We start from the raw sequence: 20,261 nt of genomic DNA on the forward strand, positions 1-20,261 counted from the left end.
ACCATATTGTCAGAAAGAGATGGATTTCTCGTGTGAAAAAAAATCCTCGCAGCAAACATGCTGCTGTCCCGGCCACCAAGACCATTCCCGCGCACAAATAGTAGAAAGTGGTTTGCACTGAATTTTTGTGTTGATGATTAATCACTTGGATAATCCCCTGTACTTCATGATGCTAACCAGTATTCCCAGCCTGGCTTTTATACAAAAGGGATATCGCAATCCTTTCGATATAAATTTTATATTCGATAGATTTTTGGGATGGAATCTGGGATTCTTCTCATAATCAGTGCTTGCTTCGTCAAGGAACGGACTCCAGAGACCTTATTGTCTATATATCCATCGATTCAGGAAGCTAACGGACTCCAAAGGCGCTATGGCAAGAAATATTGTCCGAATACCGCTGTTTGGAAGGAAATAGCGTCTTCTGAGTCCACTACATCTCCAAAACAACTTTATAGCGGCAAATAACGGCTATACGGTCCGTTAGCCCCCATTCATTAGCCTTAACCAAATGAATGGTTAATTCCATGAAGTAGTTTGATTCAGTTGTTTTGATGCAGTTGTTCTGGTGAAGTTGTTTTCATGAATCTGTTTCATGAGGTTCTTTCGGCAAGTAATGATTACAACGTTCAGCCGGAAATTGGCTACAAAAAAATGACCTCTTCCTCCACTTAAGTGTGGATTCGGAGGTCATTTCATTTTCAAGTTAGTCCCAACAACTGCGATACATTTGGAATCGTCCATTTTCAGCGCGATATCGTTGGAACTTATGGTTTGAGCATACGGAAAGTCCGTCATTGCAGAACAGTGTGGACTTTTGAGGCCACTATTTCCCTATGCCTCCGTCGGCAGCAGATCTGCACAAGCGCGTTCCAGATAGGGCTTGGCGCCCAGAAAATCACGGAAGGCGGTATACTCACGCCATTTGGCGGCGTTATCGCCTCCAGCGCTGCGGACAGCACGGATCAGGATGTTCTTCGGCGTATGCTCCAGATCGATAAACTCCAAAAGCTGGCTCCGGTAGCCGAGAAGGTCCAGCAGCTTGGCACGAATGGCATCTGTCGCCAGTGCGGAGAAGCGTTCCTTCAGAATACCGTGCGACAGCAACGGATTCAGCACTTCATTCTCGACCTGTGCGAATAATTCATGCTGGCAGCAAGGTACAGAAAGGATGACTGAAGCGCCCCAGCGAACCGCTTTTTCAAGCGCAGCATCTGTAGCGGTATCACAGGCATGGAGTGTAACAACCATATCAACTTGTTCCAGCTCGTCGTACTTGGCGATATCGCCCACCAGGAAACGAAGCTGATCGTATCCAAGTTTTGCGGCAAGCTCGCTACAATGTGCGATAACATCGACCTTCAGGTCCAGTCCGACAATGTTCAGCTCCCGCTTCTCGCGCACCTTCAAATAATGATATAGTGCGAAGGTCAAATATGATTTGCCGCAGCCAAAATCCACGATCGTTAGCGGGCGTCCGGTTGGCAGATCAGCGAGTACATCCTCCACCATCTCCAGGAAGCGATTGATCTGCCGGAACTTGTCATATTTTTTCGCCAAAACCTTGCCTTCACTGTTCATGATCCCCAGCTCCACCAGAAATGGTACCGGCTTCCCGTCCTCCAGGACGTATCGCTTGCGGCGGTTGTGGGCCAGATCAGGCGTCTCCTTCTTGGTTGGGGACTTCGTCAGAATGGAGACTTTGTATTTCTTGCTGATCAGTACTTGATAATCGGCTTCAATGGTGCAGATCAGCCCTTGGCGGAAGGTGTCTCTAAGTAGTAGAGTCATCTCTTCGGCAGCCTCTTCGGCCGGAATGTTGCGATGCTCCACCTTTGGTCCAATATAGTAGGCGAACTGATAATGCAGCTTGCCTTTTAACTCAACAGGCTTGATTACCACCTTGTTGTAGGCGACTTCGCCTTTGCTTCGCAGTTGACTCAGCGTCGCCGTAATTAATGTGCGGTCACTGATCACTTGGTCAATAAGAGCTTTTAAAGATTCCACAGGGCACATCTCACTTTCGGAATTAAAAATGGAGAACTATGTTCTCCTGACAGTTCATCTATTATAGCATGTCATAACAATACTGGTTATAAACAAACCGTCTCCACTTGCAGCTGGCCTTTGAGTATTGTGATGGCATGACCTGTTAGGGTTATCGTTTCTGTGCCGACATCTAGCAGCAGATGACCGCCACGCGGAGAGGCCTGATAGGCACTTAAGAGGGGACGGTTCAATCTAGCGTCCCAATAAGGACCGAGTGCGGTATGTGCAGAGCCGGTTACAGGATCTTCGTTCACCCCGACTTTAGGTGCAAAGAAACGCGAGACGAAATCGATACCTTCTTCGTTCCTCTCAGCTGTTACCGAAACAGCCCTTGCAGCAAGTCCAGCCAGCAGGGCAAAGGCAGGCTCATTGCAGTTCCCATTCCTTTTCCCGGGCAACCAGTTGGTTCCACTCCTGTAGCCCTTGCTTGACTTCATCAAGGGGCAGTTGTCCCTTCTCCAGTTCTTCGGGGGCCTTTAGCAGCAGCCGTTCATACAATGCCTTCCCTTCAACGGCTACATCCTCCCCCTGCTCCCGCAGCCGGTACAGACTGTCCTCCGCTTTGCTATAACGGCCCTGTGATTCCAGATAGGGGAGCAACAACCGCTCTGTTTTGGCCGGAACCCGGTATCCCTGAACCTCCTGCAGCAGCTCATCGATTTCCTCCGTCATAGACAGAAGACTCCGGTCGGCCCCATTCAGATCGGCGTATAAGTACAGATGCAATGCCCGCATCGACCGGAACAGTGCTTCTTCCTTGTTGCCTGCTGCCGTGTAGATGCCGCCCTCCTCTTTGAGCAGCCTGGCTACCCCCTGAAGTTTATCGGATTCAATGATACCGCCCAACCGGAACATCTCAATGACGTCCTCCACAGACAATGAATTTAAAAGGCGGGAGTTGAGCCGGAAATGCCTGTTCAGTAATTCATCGACTTCCCATAAGGCTTCCGTCGTCTTTCGTTCCTGCTTCAGCGTAAGGACCTTTGCTACCATCGCTGTCATATCCTCAATCATGCGGACAATATAATCTCTCCGGAACATATCCTGCACTCCTTTCTATTGCCGCGGCTGCGGATAAAAACTCCCTGCTGCGACTTCCTCTTCCTGTCCAGCTGTGTGCTTCTGCTTCCATCTTAAACGATGGAAAGCGGCTTGACAAAAAACGCTGAGCCAAACGGCTGCTCCGCAAGAACGGCAAAGAGGCAGCATCCCGCAAACCTGGGAGTGCTGCCTCTTTACTCTCTTGGAGATCAGACATTAATTTGTAGCTACAGCCTTGTCCACAAAGTCCCCGATGATCTCCGCCAACCTTTCGGGGTCTTCCATCATACTCATATGGCCCACACCTGCAATGGTAGCCTGAGTGACGTTCGCCTTGTCCGATGTGAAGGTTCGCTCCGCAGGAACCAACTTATCTTCCGCACCGGCCACCAGTAGAACAGGCAGCTCGCTGGCCGAGAGTACATCCCGGCGGTCCGGCCGCTCGCGCATCGCGAGAGCGACTCCCGCGGCTCCTTGCGGAGGTGTTCTGTAGCCGATTTCCTTCGCCCGCTCCAGCAGATGCGGTGAAGACTCTACTGTACCTGGTGCGAATAGACCTGGTACAAGTCCATCTACAAACACATGAATTCCTTCATTTTGAATGGTGCTGACACTCTTCAGCCGTTTCTCCTTCGCCTCATCGGTATCCGGGTAGGCTGTCGAATGGATCAGTCCAAAACCAGTCAAACGGGATGCATAACGCTGGACAAAGGACAGCGCAACATAGCCGCCGAGCGAATGGCCAAGCAGCGTCACCTTGGATAATTCCAGAGCGTCCAACAGCCCAAGCACATCGTCGGCCATACTCTCAATTGTGTACGCCCCAAGCGGAGCATCCGATTCACCATGTCCACGCAGGTCAGGCGCGATGACACGATAGCTGCTGCTAAGACGGGGGATCACCTTCTCCCAATATTCAGCGCTGCCGCAAAATCCGTGCAGCAATACAATGGCTTCGCCCTTACCCTGATCACTGTAGCAGATCGTGCTTCCTTCACAACGAACTTTTTCCATGGCTGCTCCTTCTTTCTATGTAGAAGATTATGAAGCACGTTAGATATATATATTTAAGCCAAACTGCTTCCCTTGAAACGCCCATAAGCTTCCAAACCGAAACCTGTGGCGGCCGCTCCGGCAATCTGCTCTGACATGACCATCACCCGATGCAGTGGCGTTGTCTGCAAAGTATGATAAGGCTTGGGTCCGTTCACATCCACAATAGCCGCTATACTGTAATGTCCAATAGCCGGAAACTTCAGACCGACTGACTGTGCAGGCTGCAACGGCCCCGCCGCAGTGAGATAACTCTCCCGTGTGAGCAGCGTCCCCAGACAGGCATCTACAGCAATAATAATCTGTCCTGGCGGGATCGATGCCACACGTGCAGCCAAATTATCTGCATCACAGGGGTTCGGCAATGTGCCAACTACATGCGGAAAGCCGTAGTCTATCAGCCTGCTCCCTGTTAACGGGCCAAGCGCATCTCCAGTGGAGCGGTCCGTCCCAATACAAAGAAAGGTTACCTGTTCGATAGTATGCAGAGCTGCAATTTCCCGGAAGAACGCCGTCAGTCCTTCTGTGTCCTTCTTATATCGACGTTCATGCCCCTGCTCCCGGATTCCCATCTGCTCCACCTCCTTGTTCTCCTGCTCCGGTATTCCAAAATTCTTTTATCATTCTACACGATTTCATTCTCTCCGACAAAAAAATGGTGGTCTCGCCTGGAAACATGGTAAAATACATGGATCAATGGTCAGAGAGGATGTAATAAAACCAATGGATTTGACACAACCAAGCCAGGAAAATGTTGAATATATGATTGAAGCCATCAAAGATAAGCTGAAAATGGCTAGTGCGGCCGCCATGCAAGCTTCTGCATTCTCGGTAGATAATTATGAGGATATTCTCGATGTCTATGAAGTCGCTATGGGAAGCGACAGACTCAGCATTTCCCAAGTAGAGGCGCTGGTATCCGAGCTTGGTCGTCTTCGCCGCAAGTAACAGCACACAATAAAGCCCCTTGTCTTGGTCCATTCCGCGAATGAGCCATGAAGACAAGGGGCTTTTTTTAATTAAAAAATAGCAAGGTTGATTGTCCTGTAGGGGAATCCCCTCTTAAGGAAGATCAATCAAAATCAGCTCCGCTGCACCATCACTGCCGGTCCCTCTAATGGTCATCTCACAGCTCTTGCGGATGCGCGCAGCATCTCCTGTGCTCAGGTCAAAACTGCCATCCGAACAAGATATCTCCACATTTCCTGAAATCACGAAGATATGAGTTCTCCTGTGCTCCTGCTGTGGATATTGCAGCTCCCGGTTCGTCTCCAGCACCGACAAAAAAATAGTCGCATTCTCGTTGAATCTCAGTGCACCGTCCTCACCGGTTCCAGACGCCACCGGCAGCAGTTTGTTGAGACGTTGCTCACGGGGATAGAATTTTGCATCCCATCTGGGGGATAGCCCGCGCTGGTTTGGAAGTAGCCAAATCTGCAGGAAACGTACATTGCTGCTCTGCGATTGATTCTTTTCCGAGTGATTAATGCCTGTTCCCGCACTCATAATTTGGACAGTACCGGCATGAAGATCGATCTGATTGCCCAGGTCATCCTCATGGCTCAGTACCCCTGAAACCACATACGTTATAATCTCGAGATTGTGATGCGGATGCTCATGCATACCCTGCTGCGGCTTCAACTCGTTGTCGTTATGGGCCAGTAGCGCACCGAAATGCGCATTGCTGGGATCGTCGTAATCGGCAAAGGAAAAGCTGAACTCACTGTGTATCCAGTCTCTATTCGATGTATGCCTCTCTGCGGATGTGATGACTTTGATCATAATTGTTGCACCTCCATAGATGTTGATATCTTGGAACCATACTGGTAAATAGGCGCTTTAATTATATATTTCTTACCCTCACTCATCCGCTGTCAATCATACATTAGTCGAGATTAGACTGTAGTTTGAACACCGTCTCTGCATGCCCTACTCTCGTTCCGCCGTCATTATAGATAACACCTGTGAAGGCTTCACGTAGCTTTTCCATCGTAGTCTGCTCACTGTAGCCTAGTTGTTCCAGAATGCTGTAGACAATCAGGCCCCACTCTTCCTCAGAGCCGTCGAGAATCTTGAATGAGATTCCCAGCCGCTCCCGGCGTAGTGCAAAGCAATAGACCCCTTTGAAACCGCCTTTGGCAATGATGTTATCATCCGCCAGCAGAATTGAATCCAGTCGTCCATGACCAGCCACCATCTCTGGATGAGCATTCATGGCTGAAGTAATGACCTTAACCGCTTCACGGGTTGGTCCATCGTCAATAAGATCGGGACAAGCCATCTTCAGATAAGCATTAGCGAGTGCTGTCAAAGGGAGGGCAAATACGGGCAAACCGCAGCCATCCGTTCCGAGCCCGATGCTCTCCGGAGCTATGTTCGCCAAGTCTGCAATCGTATCTATAATTTCACGTTGAACCGGATGACTCGGCTGATCATATTCATCCAGCGGCAAGCCCTTCAGCTTGCTATAGGACAGAATACCCATATGCTTGCCGGAACAGTTGTGATAAATTTTTCGTTTGTTGTAGCCGCGGATGGCTTCTTCCCGACTGCTGCGGTCCAGCGGGTAGCTAGTCGCGCAAATCATAGCCGATTCCTCAATGCCGATCTTAGCTGAGATGCTCTCCAGTGTGGACACATGATAGCTTTCGCCCCGGTGGGAAGCAGTCATGAGCGCAATTTCCGGTGGTGTGAGGCCATAATGCTCAGCGATTCCACCACGAATACCAGGAATGGCCTGCATAGGTTTTGCTGCTGAACGGGTAAAGGAAACAAAGCCGGGATCCCCAGCGTATCCCTTTAATTGCCCCCCCTCCCCGACGATGGCGATATGTCCACTGTGGACACACTCCAGCAAATCCGACCGGTATTCTCGCACCAACACTGTTTCCATGATGTCTCTCCTCTTTTCTAAAAACGTCTATAAATAAATTCAGGTTTAATTCCAAGAAACTATATAATCTTTCGGCTATCCGGGGTTGTTTGTAAAGCCGCAAAAACAGCCGTTTATGTGCTTACAAGCCGCTCTGTTGCGCCCAATCTGTAGATTTCTCCTTTAATCGTTCCCTTGCTCATTTGCTGTTTCAGCCTATACACTAACGTTTATATACCAAGTAAGATAGCTTCAGATCCCCATGATATCCCGTGAAGGGGGCGGTATTCCCGCTTCCCGATCTGGAATACCCTATTCTGATAAGGAGTGATCGGTGATGAGTAACGTAGAGCATGAAACAGAACACGGCAGCAACTTCCTAAAAGGTGTCTTTATCGGTGGATTGATCGGTGCGGCAGCTGCCCTGCTGTTCGCACCCAAACCCGGCCGCGAGATCCGCAGCGACTTGTCGGACAAGCTATCGCTTGCCACAGACAAGACCAAGGAGGTCGCTGGGGCCGTGACGGATAAGACCAAAGCTCTGGCAACTACCGTAGGCGAAAAGGCCTCCGACCTTGCTAGCACGGTCTCCACCAAAGCCTCCGACATTTATACTACCGTCAGCGACAGTAAACAGCAAATCGCAGCCACCCTGCAAGACACCGGGAAAAAGATCGGAGATACAGTCAGCGAAGCTTCAGCCAGCGTGGCCTCAGATGTGAAAGACGCATCTAAAGATGTTGCAGACGAAGCCAAGAGCGCCAAAGAAGACGTCGAGTCTACCTATAAATCCTCCTAATGGATCGACGGTGACAACCAGCTATGCTCCATTTATTCAATAGCCAGCTCACCGTAGCTGGCTATTGCCATGTCTTAAAGGTAAATTGATTTAAAATATTGCGGCTAAAGAGGATCAGTCGCAAAATCAGAGGTTGACTATAAGCGGCGTTAGTGCGGAGGGTCAGAGAGATTCTGGAGGAAACGTCAGTGTTCGCCTTTAAAGACCGATTTTAACCTATAACTCCTTTACCATCCAAAAAATCGGACTTTATCAGCGATCGGAAGAACCCTCTGAACCCGTAGCGTCCTTATTTAGCGTCAACCACTGATTTTGGTTTTGAGTCGCTAAAGAAAGCGGGGAGCGGTATGGGAGATTCAATGAACAGAAGCAAAACCTATGAATTGGAGGAGCATCCCTTTGAGCTGCGGCATGAGGTCAAACGGCTCAATGCGCGGCTCGACCAAATTGCTAATTCGCTTGAAAAATCAGAATTCAAAGATATTCTCGAAAATTATTCTAATCCGAAAAAACGGATCGTCACCAACCTGATGGCTGGCATTTCCCGGGGACTCGGGCTTTCACTAGGGACGTTCATCATCCTTGGGCTGCTCGGTTATGTAGCCAGTCTGTTCATCAATGTGCCAGTGATCGGCGAATACCTGGGTGAGATTAAAAACTATATTGATGCCAACAATTAACACGCCCTGCTGCCTGCACCAGGACTTCCGTCAAATGATTATTACGAAGCCCGGCGTATGCAAGGGGCTTTCGCTCGTTGACACAACAAAGGGTATGCTTCTCTCCGCTCCGGAGAATAGCATACCCTATCGTTCTTTAGGCAATAGCGTGCAGACGGCATCATCGATTCTGTTCATCATTCGTAATATCCGATCGTCATTCAATAGGAAGAATTAGACATGATTTGCTTCAGCTTTTCGGTGGCCCGCTTCTGAATCCGCGAGACACTCATCTGTGAAACGCCCAGCTTCTGGGCGATGGCCCGCTGAGATTGCCCGTCCTGGAAGGCTAGTAGCAGCACCTGCTGCTCTTGCTCCTTCAATTGACCGAGCGCCTGCTGCAAGTCCATGCGCTTCTCTACCGTTTCAAAATCATTGGCTTCCGAACTGATCAGTTCGCCAAGTGTTGCGCCGGTCTCCTCTTGAGAGAGAGGTGAATCCAGTGACACATAGTGATAACATTCCCTGCCCGCCAGTACTTCTACTGTTTCCTCCACAGATAGGTCAAGATAGTGGGCTATTTCATCCACTGCGGGCGAACGCTCCAGCCGGATCGTCAGTTCGTCGATCGCCTGCTGAACGAGAGCCCCCTTCTCCTTGATCCGTCTCGGAACTTGTATGTACCAGGATTTATCGCGCAGGAAATTCTTCATATGCCCGATCATGCTTTTCATGGCATAAGGTTCAAAAGGGATTCCCAAGCTGATATCATATTGCTGCAGCAACCGGATTAGCGCCATTTGACCAACCTGGTACAGGTCCTCATAGAGGTCGGGACGATTGCGGGCGATTTTGCCGGCAGCCATTTTGACCATTGGCTCGTATTTCTGAATTAAGGTGGTGGCTATTTCATTATCTTTACTTTGCTGGTATTCCCAGATCAGGCTCACTGCTTCATTCATGGACTCGGGGGGAGTCGCTTTTTCGTTCATACTTTCTCCTCACTATAATGAAGCCGCTTGGTCAAGGTAACCACCGTCCCTCTCCCCGCCTCGCTTACTACGCTAACATCGTCCATCAGTGCCTGCATCAGGTAGAATCCCAGGCCTCCGACCTGAACGTCACTCAGCTCTTTGTCGTGCAGCGTCGTACGCTCAGCAGCCGAGTCCACGCCGTCAAAGCTCTCCCCCTCATCTTTGACAATAATGGACAATGCATCTGGGCCAACCTCAAAGATCACATCCACCAATCCATCATCCTGCCCGTAAGCATACAGTACAGAGTTGTTACAGGCTTCCGATACGGCAACCTTCATATCTTCAATGTCCTCGTACGTAAAGCCCATTTTTGAAGCAATACCATATAGATTTAATCTGACGATATCGACATATTCCGCGCTGGCCGGCAACTGGAGAACTACTCTTTGCACATCATCACTCATTCTTTGTTCGGTCCTTTCCTAGTGGGAATTCTCTTGGGGGGCAAAAAACTTGGCAATACCGGTCATATCAAACAGCTTCTGAATTTGCGGAGGCACTTCTTCCACAATGAATTTAACATCCATACCATGTCTGGCTTTCAGGATCGAGAGCAGAATTCCGATGCCTGTGCTGTCGATGTATCTTAATTCTTTAAGATTAATGACGAGGTCCAGCCCAGCTTCACCCACAAGCGGCTCCATGACAAGACGAAAATCAGGAGCAACCGACAAATCGAGTTCCCCGCTTAGGAAAACTGTACATACACTGCCTTCGGTCTTAGTCTTTGCATGAAACTTTTCGCTTTTATGTGTATTCATAGACAATCTCTCCTGATATATGTTTTCTTTACCAATAACCCTAAAGGCATACTTTTGAAACAAAAAACGGTTATTCAGACTCTGGTATTTGCTGAATTACGCATGATGAATGGACGTCCCACGCTCATTGATCAGGGTATCCTTTCGGGAATATCGTGAAATGATCTGCTTGATGCTGCCCATCTTGAGCGGCTTACTGATGTAATCATTCATCCCTGAAGCCAGGCAGCGGTTCTGGATGCCTTCCATGACATTGGCCGTCATCGCAATGATAATAGCTGTTCCGGCAGACGGTCCGCTTCCACGCCGGATCTCGGCAGTAGCCTCCAGGCCGTCCATCACCGGCATTTGCAGGTCCATAAAGATAAATTCATAAGCATGCTTCAGCGCCAAAGCTACAGCCTGTCTTCCGTCTTCGGCGACATCCGCCTCATAGCCCAGCTTGTGCAGCATACTGACCATCAGCCTCTGATTGATAGGATGGTCATCCACAATAAGCACCCGGCTACGTTCCTCTTCACTTGGGAAGGTATGGGCTGCTTCTTCCTTCTCTCCACTGCCCACCAGTTCCCCTTCGGGCAGTGTTGCCTGGATGGTAAAGACAAACGTAGCACCCTTCTCCTCCATCGATTCGACCCGGATATCCCCGCCCATCATCCCTACAAGGGATTTGCAGATGGCGAGCCCAAGACCGGTTCCCCCATATTTACGTGTCATAGAGGAATCAAGCTGTGAGAACGGCTGGAATAGCCGGTCGCATTTCTCCGGGGAAATCCCGATGCCTGTGTCCTTAACCGTAAACTCTACTACGATTTTATTATCCTTGCTTTGCACAGCAGACGCAACCAGGTATACTCCACCCTGATTGGTGAATTTGACGGCATTCGCGACCAAATTAATCAGTACCTGGCGCAAGCGCGCCATATCGCCGTACAGCAATCTCGGGAGCTTGTGGTCAATGAAATAAGCCAGCTCCAGGTTCTTTTTCCCGGCTTCCATAGCAAAGAGGTTGAAGACCTCCTGGATACAGGTTCGCAGCTCAAAGAGCTGCTCCTCCATCTCCATTTTGCCGGACTCCATCTTCGTGAAATCCAGAATATCGTTAATAACGGTAATCAATGTGTCAGCACTTTTGCGGATAATCTCGGTATATTCCTTCTGCTCCGGCTCAAGCTCGGTCTCCATCAGCAAATCGATCATACCCACGACCCCGTTCATCGGGGTACGGATCTCATGACTCATCATCGCCAGAAATTCCGTCTTGGCTTTGGCCGCGATCTCTGCCTCTTCCTTGGCCTTGATCAGTTCCCCATTGATCCGCTCCAGCTCCTGCGTTTTCTGCTGCAGCAGCATCGTCTGGGTCTGATGCTTCTTGCTCGTCAAATACATATCGACAAAGCCCTCAATTTTGGATTTCAAAATCTGCGGAATGAACGGCTTCACCATATAATCAATGGCCCCGGCGGAGTATCCGGCGAACAGATGCTCCGCCTCTCTGCTGTTCGCTGAAATGAAAATAATCGGGATATCCTTGGTCTTATCTCTGGCCTTGATCAACTTGGCGGTCTCAATGCCATCCATACCCGGCATCTGTACGTCCAGTACAATAACTGCGAATTCATACTTCAACAAACACCGCAGCGCTTCCTCGCCGGAGGTGGCTTTGACAAGCTTATATTGCTGACTCTCAAGCACTGCCTCCAGCGCCAGCAAATTTTCAGGACGGTCGTCTACCAACAGTATATGAATCGGCTCTTGAAACCCCATGGGACCCTCCTAAGCACACTATTTGATCTTCCGATAGATTTTCTCTACTCTGTCCAGGGGTTCGTAACTATCGCTGTACCTGGTAAAATGAATGGATTCCTTCGAGCCAAGCACGAGCACGCCGAACCGGCCAAGGCTTTCATTAAACAACCCGTGCACATGATCTCGCAGGTCATCATTGAAGTAGATCATTACATTTCGGCAGAAAATAACATTGAATTCGTTGAACGAGGTGTCTGTAGCCAGGTTATGCTCGGCAAAAATAATATTTTTGCGCAAATAAGGCTGCAAAATCACTGAATTGTATTTCGCTGTATAGTACTCTGAGAATGCGCGGGTCCCGCCCGCCTCCAGATAATTCTTAGTATACTGCTGCATTTTGCTGATCTCGTATACGCCTTCCTTGGCCTGCTGCAAAGACCGGTCATTCATGTCCGTCGCGTAGATACGCGCCTTGTCATACAGCCCTTCTTCATGCAGTAAAATCGCCATGGAGTATACTTCTTCGCCTGTAGAGCAGCCAGCATGCCAAATGCGGATGTAAGGATACGTCCGCAGCAGCGGAATGACCTTCTGGCGGAAGGTCAGGAACAGCCCTGGATCCCTGAACATTTCCGTTACAGGAATAGAAAGGCTGTAGACAAAACGTTCAAAACAGGACCGGTCATGCAGCACTTTCTCCTGCAATGCGGATATGCTGGATAGATTCTCTGCATGGACATGATGCCAAATTCTTCGCTTCAAGGAAGGTAGCGCATAATTGCGAAAATCATATCCGTATAAACGATGTACCCCGTCCAGGAGCAGTTCAATCTCGATTTGCTCTAATTCGTTCTTGCCCCCGGACAATACAGGCTGACTTTCATATCCGTGATCCATTGCTGTCATGGTTATCCTGACTCCTTGCTACTACACCATCCCAGAGATGGTCTGTTTATTAATCTTTAAGACTATTACCCCAAAATCATGGTTACGAATACAACCACACCCGCATTAATGAAAGAAGCTGATCGGTCTCGATCGGTTTCTTCATATAATCTGAGGCTCCAGCCTCTATGCATTTAGCTCGATCCTCTTTCATTGCCTTCGCTGTAAGCGCGATAATCGGCAGCTTCTGGTACTGCGGCATCTCACGAATCCGGCGCATCGCCTCATATCCGTCCATCTCCGGCATCATCATATCCATCAGCACCAGGTCAAAATCCTCCTGCTCCACGAGCAGGTCCAGTGCTTCACGGCCGTTCTCGGCGAACTTCACTTCCATATTGTAGCCTTCCAGGACACTGGACAGAGCAAATACATTCCGTATATCGTCATCGACGAGCAGTATTTTTTTGCCGTCGAACAGTTCCTCTTTATTATGAAGCTTCTGTAGGATCATACGCTTGTCTTCCGGTAAATTGGCCTCCACCCGATGCAGGAACAGCGTGGTTTCATCCAGTAGCCGCTCCGGGGAACGAACATCCTTGATGATGATTGACTCCGCGTATTTGCGCAGCCGCATCTCTTCCTTGGTGTCGAGATCCTTGCCAGTGTAGATGATGATAGGCAGATCGTTCAGTTCCTCATCATCGCGAATCTGATCCAGCAGTTCAAACCCGTTCATATCCTCAAGCATGAGATCCAGTACCATGCAGTCATATTTCTGCTTGCGCAGCTCAGCCAGCGCTTCGCCGCCGCTGGATACCGCAGTGATGGCGACATCATCGTGTCCTATCAGCTCCATGATGGAAAGACGCTGAATCTCATCATCCTCCACAATCAGGAGATGCTTAAGCGTGCTGGACGTATAGTTCTCGATTTGCGAGAACGCCCGCTCCAGCGCTTCGCGGGAAGAGGGCTTGCGCAAGTAAGCCATCGCGCCCATCATGAGTCCCTGCTTCACCTCGTCGCTGACAGAGATGACATGAACAGGGATATGCCGGGTCTGCGAAGAACCCTTCAGCTCCCGCAGGATGGACCAGCCGTCCATGACCGGCAGCTGAATATCGAGAATAATGGCATCCGGCAAATAGGACTTGGCCATTTGCATCCCGGTGTCTCCCTGCAGAGCCACAAGCCCTTTAAAGCCGCGGCCACGGGCCATACCGAGCAGAATCTTCGCGAAGCTCTCATCATCTTCAATGATCAGCAGCACCTTATCGCTGGTACTGAGATCCTCGCGGTCATCCTCTACAACGACCAGCTCTTGAATCTCTGTAACGGTAAAGGCGTTGGTAGTTTTGACTGGCAGCAGCTCTTCAACATAGCCGGCCAGATTCACCGCTTCACTCGTGGCGGCAGCCTCTGCGGTTCCCAGTAGCTGACTGTAATTCACTTGAACCGGCAGGTACAGGGTGAAGGTGCTGCCCTGCCCTTCCCGGGAATCCAGTACGATCGCCCCACCCATTAAGCGGGCCAGTTCGCGGCTGATAGACAGGCCGAGGCCTGTGCCGCCATATTTGCGGCTGGTCGTTCCGTCCACCTGCTGGAACGCTTCGAACACGAGGTCCGTCTTGTCCGCCGGAATGCCAATGCCGCTGTCCTTCACAGCCAAAGCGATATATTCGGCCTCAGAAGGCAAATAGACAGGTATATTTCCCGTTACCGGGCTTACAGAGAACTCGACAAATCCTTCACTTGTGAATTTGAAGGCATTGGAGAGCAGATTCCGCAGAATCTGCTTCAAGCGGTGGCTGTCGGCAATAATGATCTCCGGCAGCGGCTGGTCGAAGTTTGTACGCAGAGACAAACCTTTCTTGAGTGCCTGCGGACCGAAATTCTGCTTCACGAAGCTGTTCAAATCAGCCAGCCGAATCTCTTCGTGGTTCAGTTCCATTTTGCCAGCATCGACCTTGGACAAATCAAGAATCTCATCGATCATCTTCAGCAGATCGGCGCCTGACATATAGATGGTGTGCGCAAATTCCACTTGCTTATCGTTAAGATTGCCTTCTTTGTTCTCCGTGAGCAGCTGTGAGAGAATCAGCAGGCTGTTCAGTGGTGTCCGCAGCTCATGGGACATATTCGCCAGGAATTCCGACTTGTATTTACTGGTCACCGCCAGCTGCATCGCCTGCTTCTCCAGTTGACCACGGGCATGCTCAATCTCGTCCTTCTTCTCCTCGACTTCCTGCACCTGCTCCTCTAAGGCGCGGGTCTTGGCAATCAGTTCCGTATTGTAATGTTCCAGCTCTTCCTGCTGGCGCTGCAGCAGTTCTTCGGAGCGTTTAAGCGCGTCCGTCTGCTCTTCCAGGTTCTCATTGGAGCGGCGCAGCTCCTCTTGCTGGGTCTGCAATTCCTCCGACTGACATTGCAGCTCTTCTGTCATCGCTTGCGATTCGCGAAGCAGTTCCTCTACAACAATCCGACGTGTAACATTATTAAGAATAATACCCAGGTTGTTCGCAAGTTGGTGTAACAGTTCCGTCTGCAGAGAGGTAAACGGTTCAAATGAAGCAAACTCCATCACGCCAAGCAGTTCATCCTCGAACAGCACAGGATGAATGGAAATATGATCGGGCTGAGCATGACCAAAACCGGAAGCCACCTTGATGTAATCATCCGGTGCCTGCTCGAGCTTAATCGGCTTCTTGTCCAGAGCGCACTGTCCGACAAGCCCCTGACCTATAGCGAAGCTTTCCTTCGGCTCCTTCTCACCGTCTGCGGCGTAGCGACCGCTACTGCGCAGAGACTCTGGATTATTAGGGTCTTTCAAATAAAGCGCTCCGTACTGAGCACTCAGTATAGGGGTGAATTCATTGATAAAGGTCTGGGCGATGCCGTCCAGCGAGCTAACTCCACGCAGCAGCTCCGTAACCTGGGCTACATTGGCATTGAGCCAGGACTGATCGTTCTGTGCCTGAGCGTAGGCTTTTTCCATCTCCTGCTTCTGCTCGATATCCTCAGCCATTTCCTTGAACACCCGGGCCACTTCGCCGATTTCATCCTTGGAAGTGACTTTGATCCGGCGAATAGCCCTGAGCCTGCCGTTGCCGAAGCTACTGATCATCATCGATATCACATTCAGACCGCGCGTAATACTGGGAATGACCCACAGTATCACTCCCAGCCCCAGCAGCAGACCCGTAATCATGATCAGGGTAACCATTTGGATGGAGCTCTGGTAGGCCTGCTCCGCCTGGGCAGCTTGTTCATTCTGCTTATAGTAGTTATAGTCAGACAAGCTGTTCAGGCTCTCAAGCACCTCATTCTGTACATCTTGACCCTTAGCGTTGCGGTAGGCATTGGCGCTTTGGATGTCGCCCGCGGCAAGCATCACCATCGCCCGTTCCTGATAATCCTTATAAGCGGAATAGGAGTTCTCAATTCTTTTGACAATCTGAAGTTCTTCGGCACTAGTCATCGATTCCTTGATGTTATCCAAATATTGATCTACTTTGGCAAGTTTCCCGTTAATCTCGCTCTTTTGCGACTCGATAGCCATAGAATCTGAATTCAACATCGAAGTTGTCAATATACGCGCCATATCGTTTACTTCTCCGCGCATGCCGGAAGAGTTTCGCCCCTTCTGATACCGGTCCTGATAACTGTCTAGCTGATGGTTCATATAATTTAACCGGTCATATCCAATAAGAGTGAGGGCAAACATAATCGCCAGCAGTGCACTGAACCCGATAAGAAGTTTGGCTTTGATCTTCATTCCTTCTCTGTCTCCTTCTTCAGTGAGATCCAGACCAGGCACTTGTCATCATCACGTTCCCGGTCCAGCTTTTCATTAAAGAATGCAGCCTGCATCGCTTCTTCCTGCCACGCATGCCCACCTCGTAAATGGCTAATCATAAAGTCCAGCTGGTCCTCCTGTTCACCCTCTGCCATCTCCAGCAACCCATCAGTGTACAGTACCAGATGACCTTCCTCCTCAAAGCTGACGCTTTGCGGCTGGGCTTCCATACGATCAAACAGACCGACTGGATGACAGTTGCTCTTCAGCAGCACCGGTTCCTTGCTGTCACCTTCGAAGAAGAGTGCCGGCGGATGTCCAGCATTGACATAATCAATACGACGCATGCGTGTGTCCACAACCATATAAATTGCTGTGAAATAATACTGCACAAGTGACTTCTCAATATAGAGCTGGTTAAAACGCCGGTTCAGTTCTTGCACGACTTTCTCCGGCTCAACATAGGTCGTGACCGTGTCCTTCAGCACGGAGGCAATAAACATACAGAATAGGGATGAAGAGATTCCATGACCCATCATATCCAGAAGAATGACGCCGTAGCGGCCGTCCCCTAAGGCATACCAGGCATACAAATCCCCCGCCAGTTCAAAGGACGGCTGATAAATTGCATGGACTGCAAAATCCTCTTCCTCAATCGGCAGGCTAAGTACTGCATTCTGTACAAGTGCCGCAAGCTTCAGCTCATCCTGTATGCGCTGATCCCGCTCTTTATGCCAATCCTTCTCCTGCTTTAGCCGTAACGCCAAGCGGATTCTTGCCATCAGTTCCACCTTGTTGATCGGCTTCGTGACATAGTCTACAGCTCCTGCATCCAGCGCTTCGGCCAGTTTTTTGGAATCACCTACAGCAGTAACCATAATAATTGGAATATCCTTGAGATGCTCGTACTGCTGAACTACACGACAAGCTTCAATTCCATCCATCTCCGGCATCATCATGTCCAGCAGGATCAGATCAATGTCCGAGTGCCGGGGACGTTCTTCCGGTTTATTCTGGTCTATGCCCAGAAGCTCCAGCATCTCCTTGGCAGAAGAGGCCGTGATGAAATTCCGGTAGTCTTCTTTTTTCAGGATCTCACGGATAATGATCACATTAGTCGGATTATCGTCCACGATTAGAATTCTCATTATCGTCACCTCGCATGAGTAGTATATCGACCGTAACATCCTGTACAACCTGTATCTTCATAATCATACGATACTTGCTAAGACGGTTCCATTCACAACCTTAACATACAGGGCAGCTGATCTGCCTCCGGAATTCAACAAAGTAACCTCCAGCCCCACTACACCTAGTGGTTCTGGAGGTTACGTTATTGGACTATTTGTTCTTTACAAGGCAAGCTTCATATCAAGCGGGCTCTCCGGGCGATGACAAGAACTTTCCCACGGTCCAGCTCCTTCTCATAGAAATCAGCTTCTGCGTCATTGAATCCGAGCGAAGTGATCTTGGAGCGAAGCTCGTCCCCGCGTGAGCGGAACAGGTTGGCCATTGTACCAAAAAGTCCTTCTTCTGATAAGCCAACTTCATTGGAGTCAGCAATGTCTGCAATTTGTTCTTCACGATCCTGGTCATGACTGATTACATAAATGTCTTCCTTGCTGTAACCGCTGCTCCGTAGTTGATTCACTTCCTCTATCGCCTGAACACCGTTCTCTACCACCTTAGCATACGACCCAGTACCGATTGAATCCATGATCTCACTCTCCTTTAGTTAAGGGTTAAGAGCTACTGTGACAAAAGGACAACTGATCTTTCATTAACCTCAATTCCCCCAATTGAAACGGTTAGGAAGAATTGCCATCGAACAAATCAATGCCGTCCCATGTTCCGGTCGCCGGATTCCGATAAATCTTGAGCGCTATATTTCCTCTCATATATACGTCACCATCTTCGGCCATAAAATAAGGGGTTCCCAGCACCTCACGCAAAACATCCTTCTCCGGTTCAATCTTCACCCCGTTAATTAACAGACCATACAGCCGTGCCTGGTGAGGGGCAACATGAACATAGATCACTTGTCCTGCATACACTCCTGCTGACATGTCTTCATATTGATACTCCAGACAATCAAGCCAGGGATCTCGGGCTATGTGAAGCGGTGTCCCCTTGATCAGCAGCAATTCTTCCTGTGTGGTATCCAGCGAAACTCCTGCCAGCGAATCAAAGCTATCCAAGTAACTTGTGGGACGGGTAGCGTATAGTAACGACGAAACTACCTGCGCCTGCGGCGCCAAGACGGCTGCGGAGTCCGGTTTCTGCGGACTTGCATCCAACATCGGAGAAAGGAGACTAAGCAATAAAATGATCATATTCATCTTGTTGTTCCGCCTTTCTGATCTGCTTCCGTCTTGTCCGCTACACCGTGCCTAAGGCCGGAACTTCTTCCAGAGGGTCGCTGCCACATCCACACCCTTCAGGACGGCGGAGACTTTACCCCCTTCTTTTTTGGCATAAGTCTCATCATAAGACTTCACCGTACGTTCCTCAGATGGGGTTAACGGAGTATCATCCACGGATACTTCTTTCCTCTTGTCCTTCAGCTCACGAGATTTGCGGTATTTCTCAATGACGGTCACAGATACTTGCTTTGCGGTTAGCGTCAGTTCATTCATGACCTCACCCAGGTTCTTCACCGAGTCCATAATGGGATCGATCTTCTGAAGCTGATTCTGTACATCTACAGTAATATCGTTCGCATGCCGGACTGTGGTTTTCACTTCGTACGTAAGCTCATCAATGGTCTTTTGGACCTCCTGCAGCGTTTGGCTGACATTATCGAGAGAATCTTTTGCCGAACGCAAGGTTTTGATTAAAAAGAAGACAAGTACAGCGAATGCGACCGCCACAAGGGCTACGCTAAGTTCAATAATCATATCCAAAAACCCCTTCCAAAATCATAAATGAATGATGGCTAACCTGCCTTAATACTGCATAGTTACCCCTTCCTGAAAAAGCCTAAACAGCTTGTCAAGCGTCCCGGAGACTATTCTCAGCCCCCTTGTTTCAATGCCCTGCTCCACCGTTTATACAATGACTATCGACAAAACGAAAGGGTGAACTTATCATGCTAAAATGGTCTGTAATCCTGCTAGTGATTGCTTTGATTGCTGGAATCTTCGGTTTCTTCAATCTGGTAGCCGCGGCTGCCGGCATTGCCAAAGTCCTGTTCTATATCTTTCTTGTTCTCTTCATCGTCTCGCTCTTTACCGGACGCAGAGGAAGATCAATGTAATCATTGCTTATTCCCGAGTCCTTGTTTTGAAGATTAAATTAAATATTGCTTGTGATTCCCCGGCCTCCTTTTGGTCTACTAGGATAGTAGCAATCATTGATAATGAAAAAACTCCAAACCAATACCTGACTGGGTAAAGCCCGGGGTCAAATCCCTGCTTTTTGCGTATGTATTTACACCATAACTCTACCATAGCCCCAGGAAATGGTGCCTGTCCATGGTTTTTATTCCAGAAGGATGCCTAAGTACCGGCAAAATCCATCAAAAGAAGAGGCTATCCCCACAGTAGATCATCTACTGAAGG

General features: G+C 49.4%; 21 protein-coding genes. 4 read left to right on the forward strand and 17 right to left on the reverse strand.

The window, feature by feature from the left end:
- Positions 1-834: 834 nt before the first annotated feature.
- The 5 genes from ACFVU8_RS28110 to yyaC all read right to left on the reverse strand — a co-directional run bounded on the left by ACFVU8_RS28110 (position 835) and on the right by yyaC (position 4,715).
- Positions 835-2,016 carry a class I SAM-dependent methyltransferase gene (locus tag ACFVU8_RS28110; RefSeq protein ID WP_387431832.1) on the reverse strand — a complete coding sequence of 394 codons (1,182 nt, stop codon included), beginning with the start codon at positions 2,014-2,016 and terminating at the stop codon, positions 835-837.
- 77 nt (positions 2,017-2,093) lie between these two features.
- Positions 2,094-2,447 (reverse strand): PhzF family phenazine biosynthesis protein, encoded by a 354-nt coding sequence (locus ACFVU8_RS28115; RefSeq protein WP_387431834.1) that lies wholly within the window; start codon positions 2,445-2,447, stop codon positions 2,094-2,096.
- Positions 2,416-3,090: a DUF6483 family protein gene (locus ACFVU8_RS28120; RefSeq protein ID WP_379469103.1), complete on the reverse strand. Its 675-nt coding sequence runs from the start codon at positions 3,088-3,090 to the stop codon at positions 2,416-2,418. Before ACFVU8_RS28120 ends, ACFVU8_RS28115 begins: the two co-directional genes overlap by 32 nt.
- Before the next feature lie 216 nt (positions 3,091-3,306).
- Positions 3,307-4,104: an alpha/beta fold hydrolase gene (locus tag ACFVU8_RS28125; RefSeq protein WP_387431836.1), complete on the reverse strand. Its 798-nt coding sequence runs from the start codon at positions 4,102-4,104 to the stop codon at positions 3,307-3,309.
- 53 nt (positions 4,105-4,157) lie between these two features.
- Positions 4,158-4,715: a spore protease YyaC gene (gene yyaC / locus ACFVU8_RS28130; RefSeq protein WP_379469098.1), complete on the reverse strand. Its 558-nt coding sequence runs from the start codon at positions 4,713-4,715 to the stop codon at positions 4,158-4,160.
- Between the two features lie 151 nt (positions 4,716-4,866).
- Here yyaC and ACFVU8_RS28135 point away from each other — a divergent pair, with 151 nt between their 5' ends.
- The gene (locus ACFVU8_RS28135; RefSeq protein ID WP_066365864.1) at positions 4,867-5,091 is read left to right on the forward strand and encodes a DUF1128 family protein; all 225 of its coding nucleotides are present in this window, start codon (positions 4,867-4,869) and stop codon (positions 5,089-5,091) included.
- Positions 5,092-5,205: 114 nt separating this feature from the next.
- Here ACFVU8_RS28135 and ACFVU8_RS28140 read toward each other — a convergent pair whose 3' ends face one another.
- Entirely contained in the window at positions 5,206-5,925 is a 720-nt protein-coding gene (locus ACFVU8_RS28140; protein WP_387431838.1) for a pirin family protein, read from the reverse strand.
- A gap of 103 nt (positions 5,926-6,028) precedes the next feature.
- Complete coding sequence (locus ACFVU8_RS28145) at positions 6,029-7,036, reverse strand: asparaginase (RefSeq protein ID WP_387431840.1); 1,008 nt, start codon at positions 7,034-7,036, stop codon at positions 6,029-6,031.
- A 316-nt stretch (positions 7,037-7,352) separates the two neighbouring features.
- On the opposite strand from ACFVU8_RS28145, the gene ACFVU8_RS28150 reads away from it, so the two are divergent.
- Positions 7,353-7,814 (forward strand): YtxH domain-containing protein, encoded by a 462-nt coding sequence (locus tag ACFVU8_RS28150; RefSeq protein ID WP_387431843.1) that lies wholly within the window; start codon positions 7,353-7,355, stop codon positions 7,812-7,814.
- A gap of 359 nt (positions 7,815-8,173) precedes the next feature.
- Positions 8,174-8,494: a DUF5665 domain-containing protein gene (locus ACFVU8_RS28155; protein WP_387431845.1), complete on the forward strand. Its 321-nt coding sequence runs from the start codon at positions 8,174-8,176 to the stop codon at positions 8,492-8,494.
- Positions 8,495-8,694: 200 nt separating this feature from the next.
- Here ACFVU8_RS28155 and ACFVU8_RS28160 read toward each other — a convergent pair whose 3' ends face one another.
- From ACFVU8_RS28160 to ACFVU8_RS28205, 10 genes are all read right to left on the reverse strand, one after another.
- Positions 8,695-9,465 carry a sigma-70 family RNA polymerase sigma factor gene (locus tag ACFVU8_RS28160; protein ID WP_175371727.1) on the reverse strand — a complete coding sequence of 257 codons (771 nt, stop codon included), beginning with the start codon at positions 9,463-9,465 and terminating at the stop codon, positions 8,695-8,697.
- Positions 9,462-9,914 (reverse strand): anti-sigma B factor RsbW, encoded by a 453-nt coding sequence (gene rsbW, locus ACFVU8_RS28165; RefSeq protein WP_175371728.1) that lies wholly within the window; start codon positions 9,912-9,914, stop codon positions 9,462-9,464. Before rsbW ends, ACFVU8_RS28160 begins: the two co-directional genes overlap by 4 nt.
- 18 nt (positions 9,915-9,932) lie before the next feature.
- A complete protein-coding gene (locus ACFVU8_RS28170; RefSeq protein ID WP_066365894.1) occupies positions 9,933-10,271 on the reverse strand; it encodes an STAS domain-containing protein in 339 nt (112 codons plus the stop codon).
- Positions 10,272-10,367: 96 nt separating this feature from the next.
- Complete coding sequence (locus ACFVU8_RS28175; protein ID WP_387431848.1) at positions 10,368-12,038, reverse strand: response regulator; 1,671 nt, start codon at positions 12,036-12,038, stop codon at positions 10,368-10,370.
- Between the two features lie 18 nt (positions 12,039-12,056).
- Positions 12,057-12,926 carry a CheR family methyltransferase gene (locus ACFVU8_RS28180; RefSeq protein ID WP_387431850.1) on the reverse strand — a complete coding sequence of 290 codons (870 nt, stop codon included), beginning with the start codon at positions 12,924-12,926 and terminating at the stop codon, positions 12,057-12,059.
- An 82-nt stretch (positions 12,927-13,008) separates the two neighbouring features.
- Complete coding sequence (locus ACFVU8_RS28185; RefSeq protein ID WP_387431853.1) at positions 13,009-16,680, reverse strand: response regulator; 3,672 nt, start codon at positions 16,678-16,680, stop codon at positions 13,009-13,011.
- On the reverse strand, positions 16,677-17,849 hold the full coding sequence (locus ACFVU8_RS28190) for a SpoIIE family protein phosphatase (protein WP_387431856.1): 1,173 nt from the start codon (positions 17,847-17,849) through the stop codon (positions 16,677-16,679). The genes ACFVU8_RS28185 and ACFVU8_RS28190 overlap by 4 nt, the downstream gene beginning before the upstream one ends.
- 218 nt (positions 17,850-18,067) lie before the next feature.
- Entirely contained in the window at positions 18,068-18,418 is a 351-nt protein-coding gene (locus ACFVU8_RS28195) for a YflT domain-containing protein (RefSeq protein ID WP_387431859.1), read from the reverse strand.
- 91 nt (positions 18,419-18,509) lie between these two features.
- A complete protein-coding gene (locus tag ACFVU8_RS28200; RefSeq protein WP_387431860.1) occupies positions 18,510-19,040 on the reverse strand; it encodes a hypothetical protein in 531 nt (176 codons plus the stop codon).
- A 51-nt stretch (positions 19,041-19,091) separates the two neighbouring features.
- On the reverse strand, positions 19,092-19,598 hold the full coding sequence (locus ACFVU8_RS28205) for a DUF948 domain-containing protein (RefSeq protein WP_379469072.1): 507 nt from the start codon (positions 19,596-19,598) through the stop codon (positions 19,092-19,094).
- Positions 19,599-19,789: 191 nt separating this feature from the next.
- Here ACFVU8_RS28205 and ACFVU8_RS28210 point away from each other — a divergent pair, with 191 nt between their 5' ends.
- Positions 19,790-19,957, forward strand: a complete 168-nt coding sequence (locus ACFVU8_RS28210; protein ID WP_083205100.1) for a DUF1328 domain-containing protein — start codon at positions 19,790-19,792, stop codon at positions 19,955-19,957.
- Positions 19,958-20,261 lie beyond the last annotated feature (304 nt).

It is taken from the genome of Paenibacillus sp. NPDC058177, assembly GCF_042883835.1.
Classification (GTDB): Bacteria; Bacillota; Bacilli; order Paenibacillales; family Paenibacillaceae; genus Paenibacillus_AQ; species Paenibacillus_AQ agri.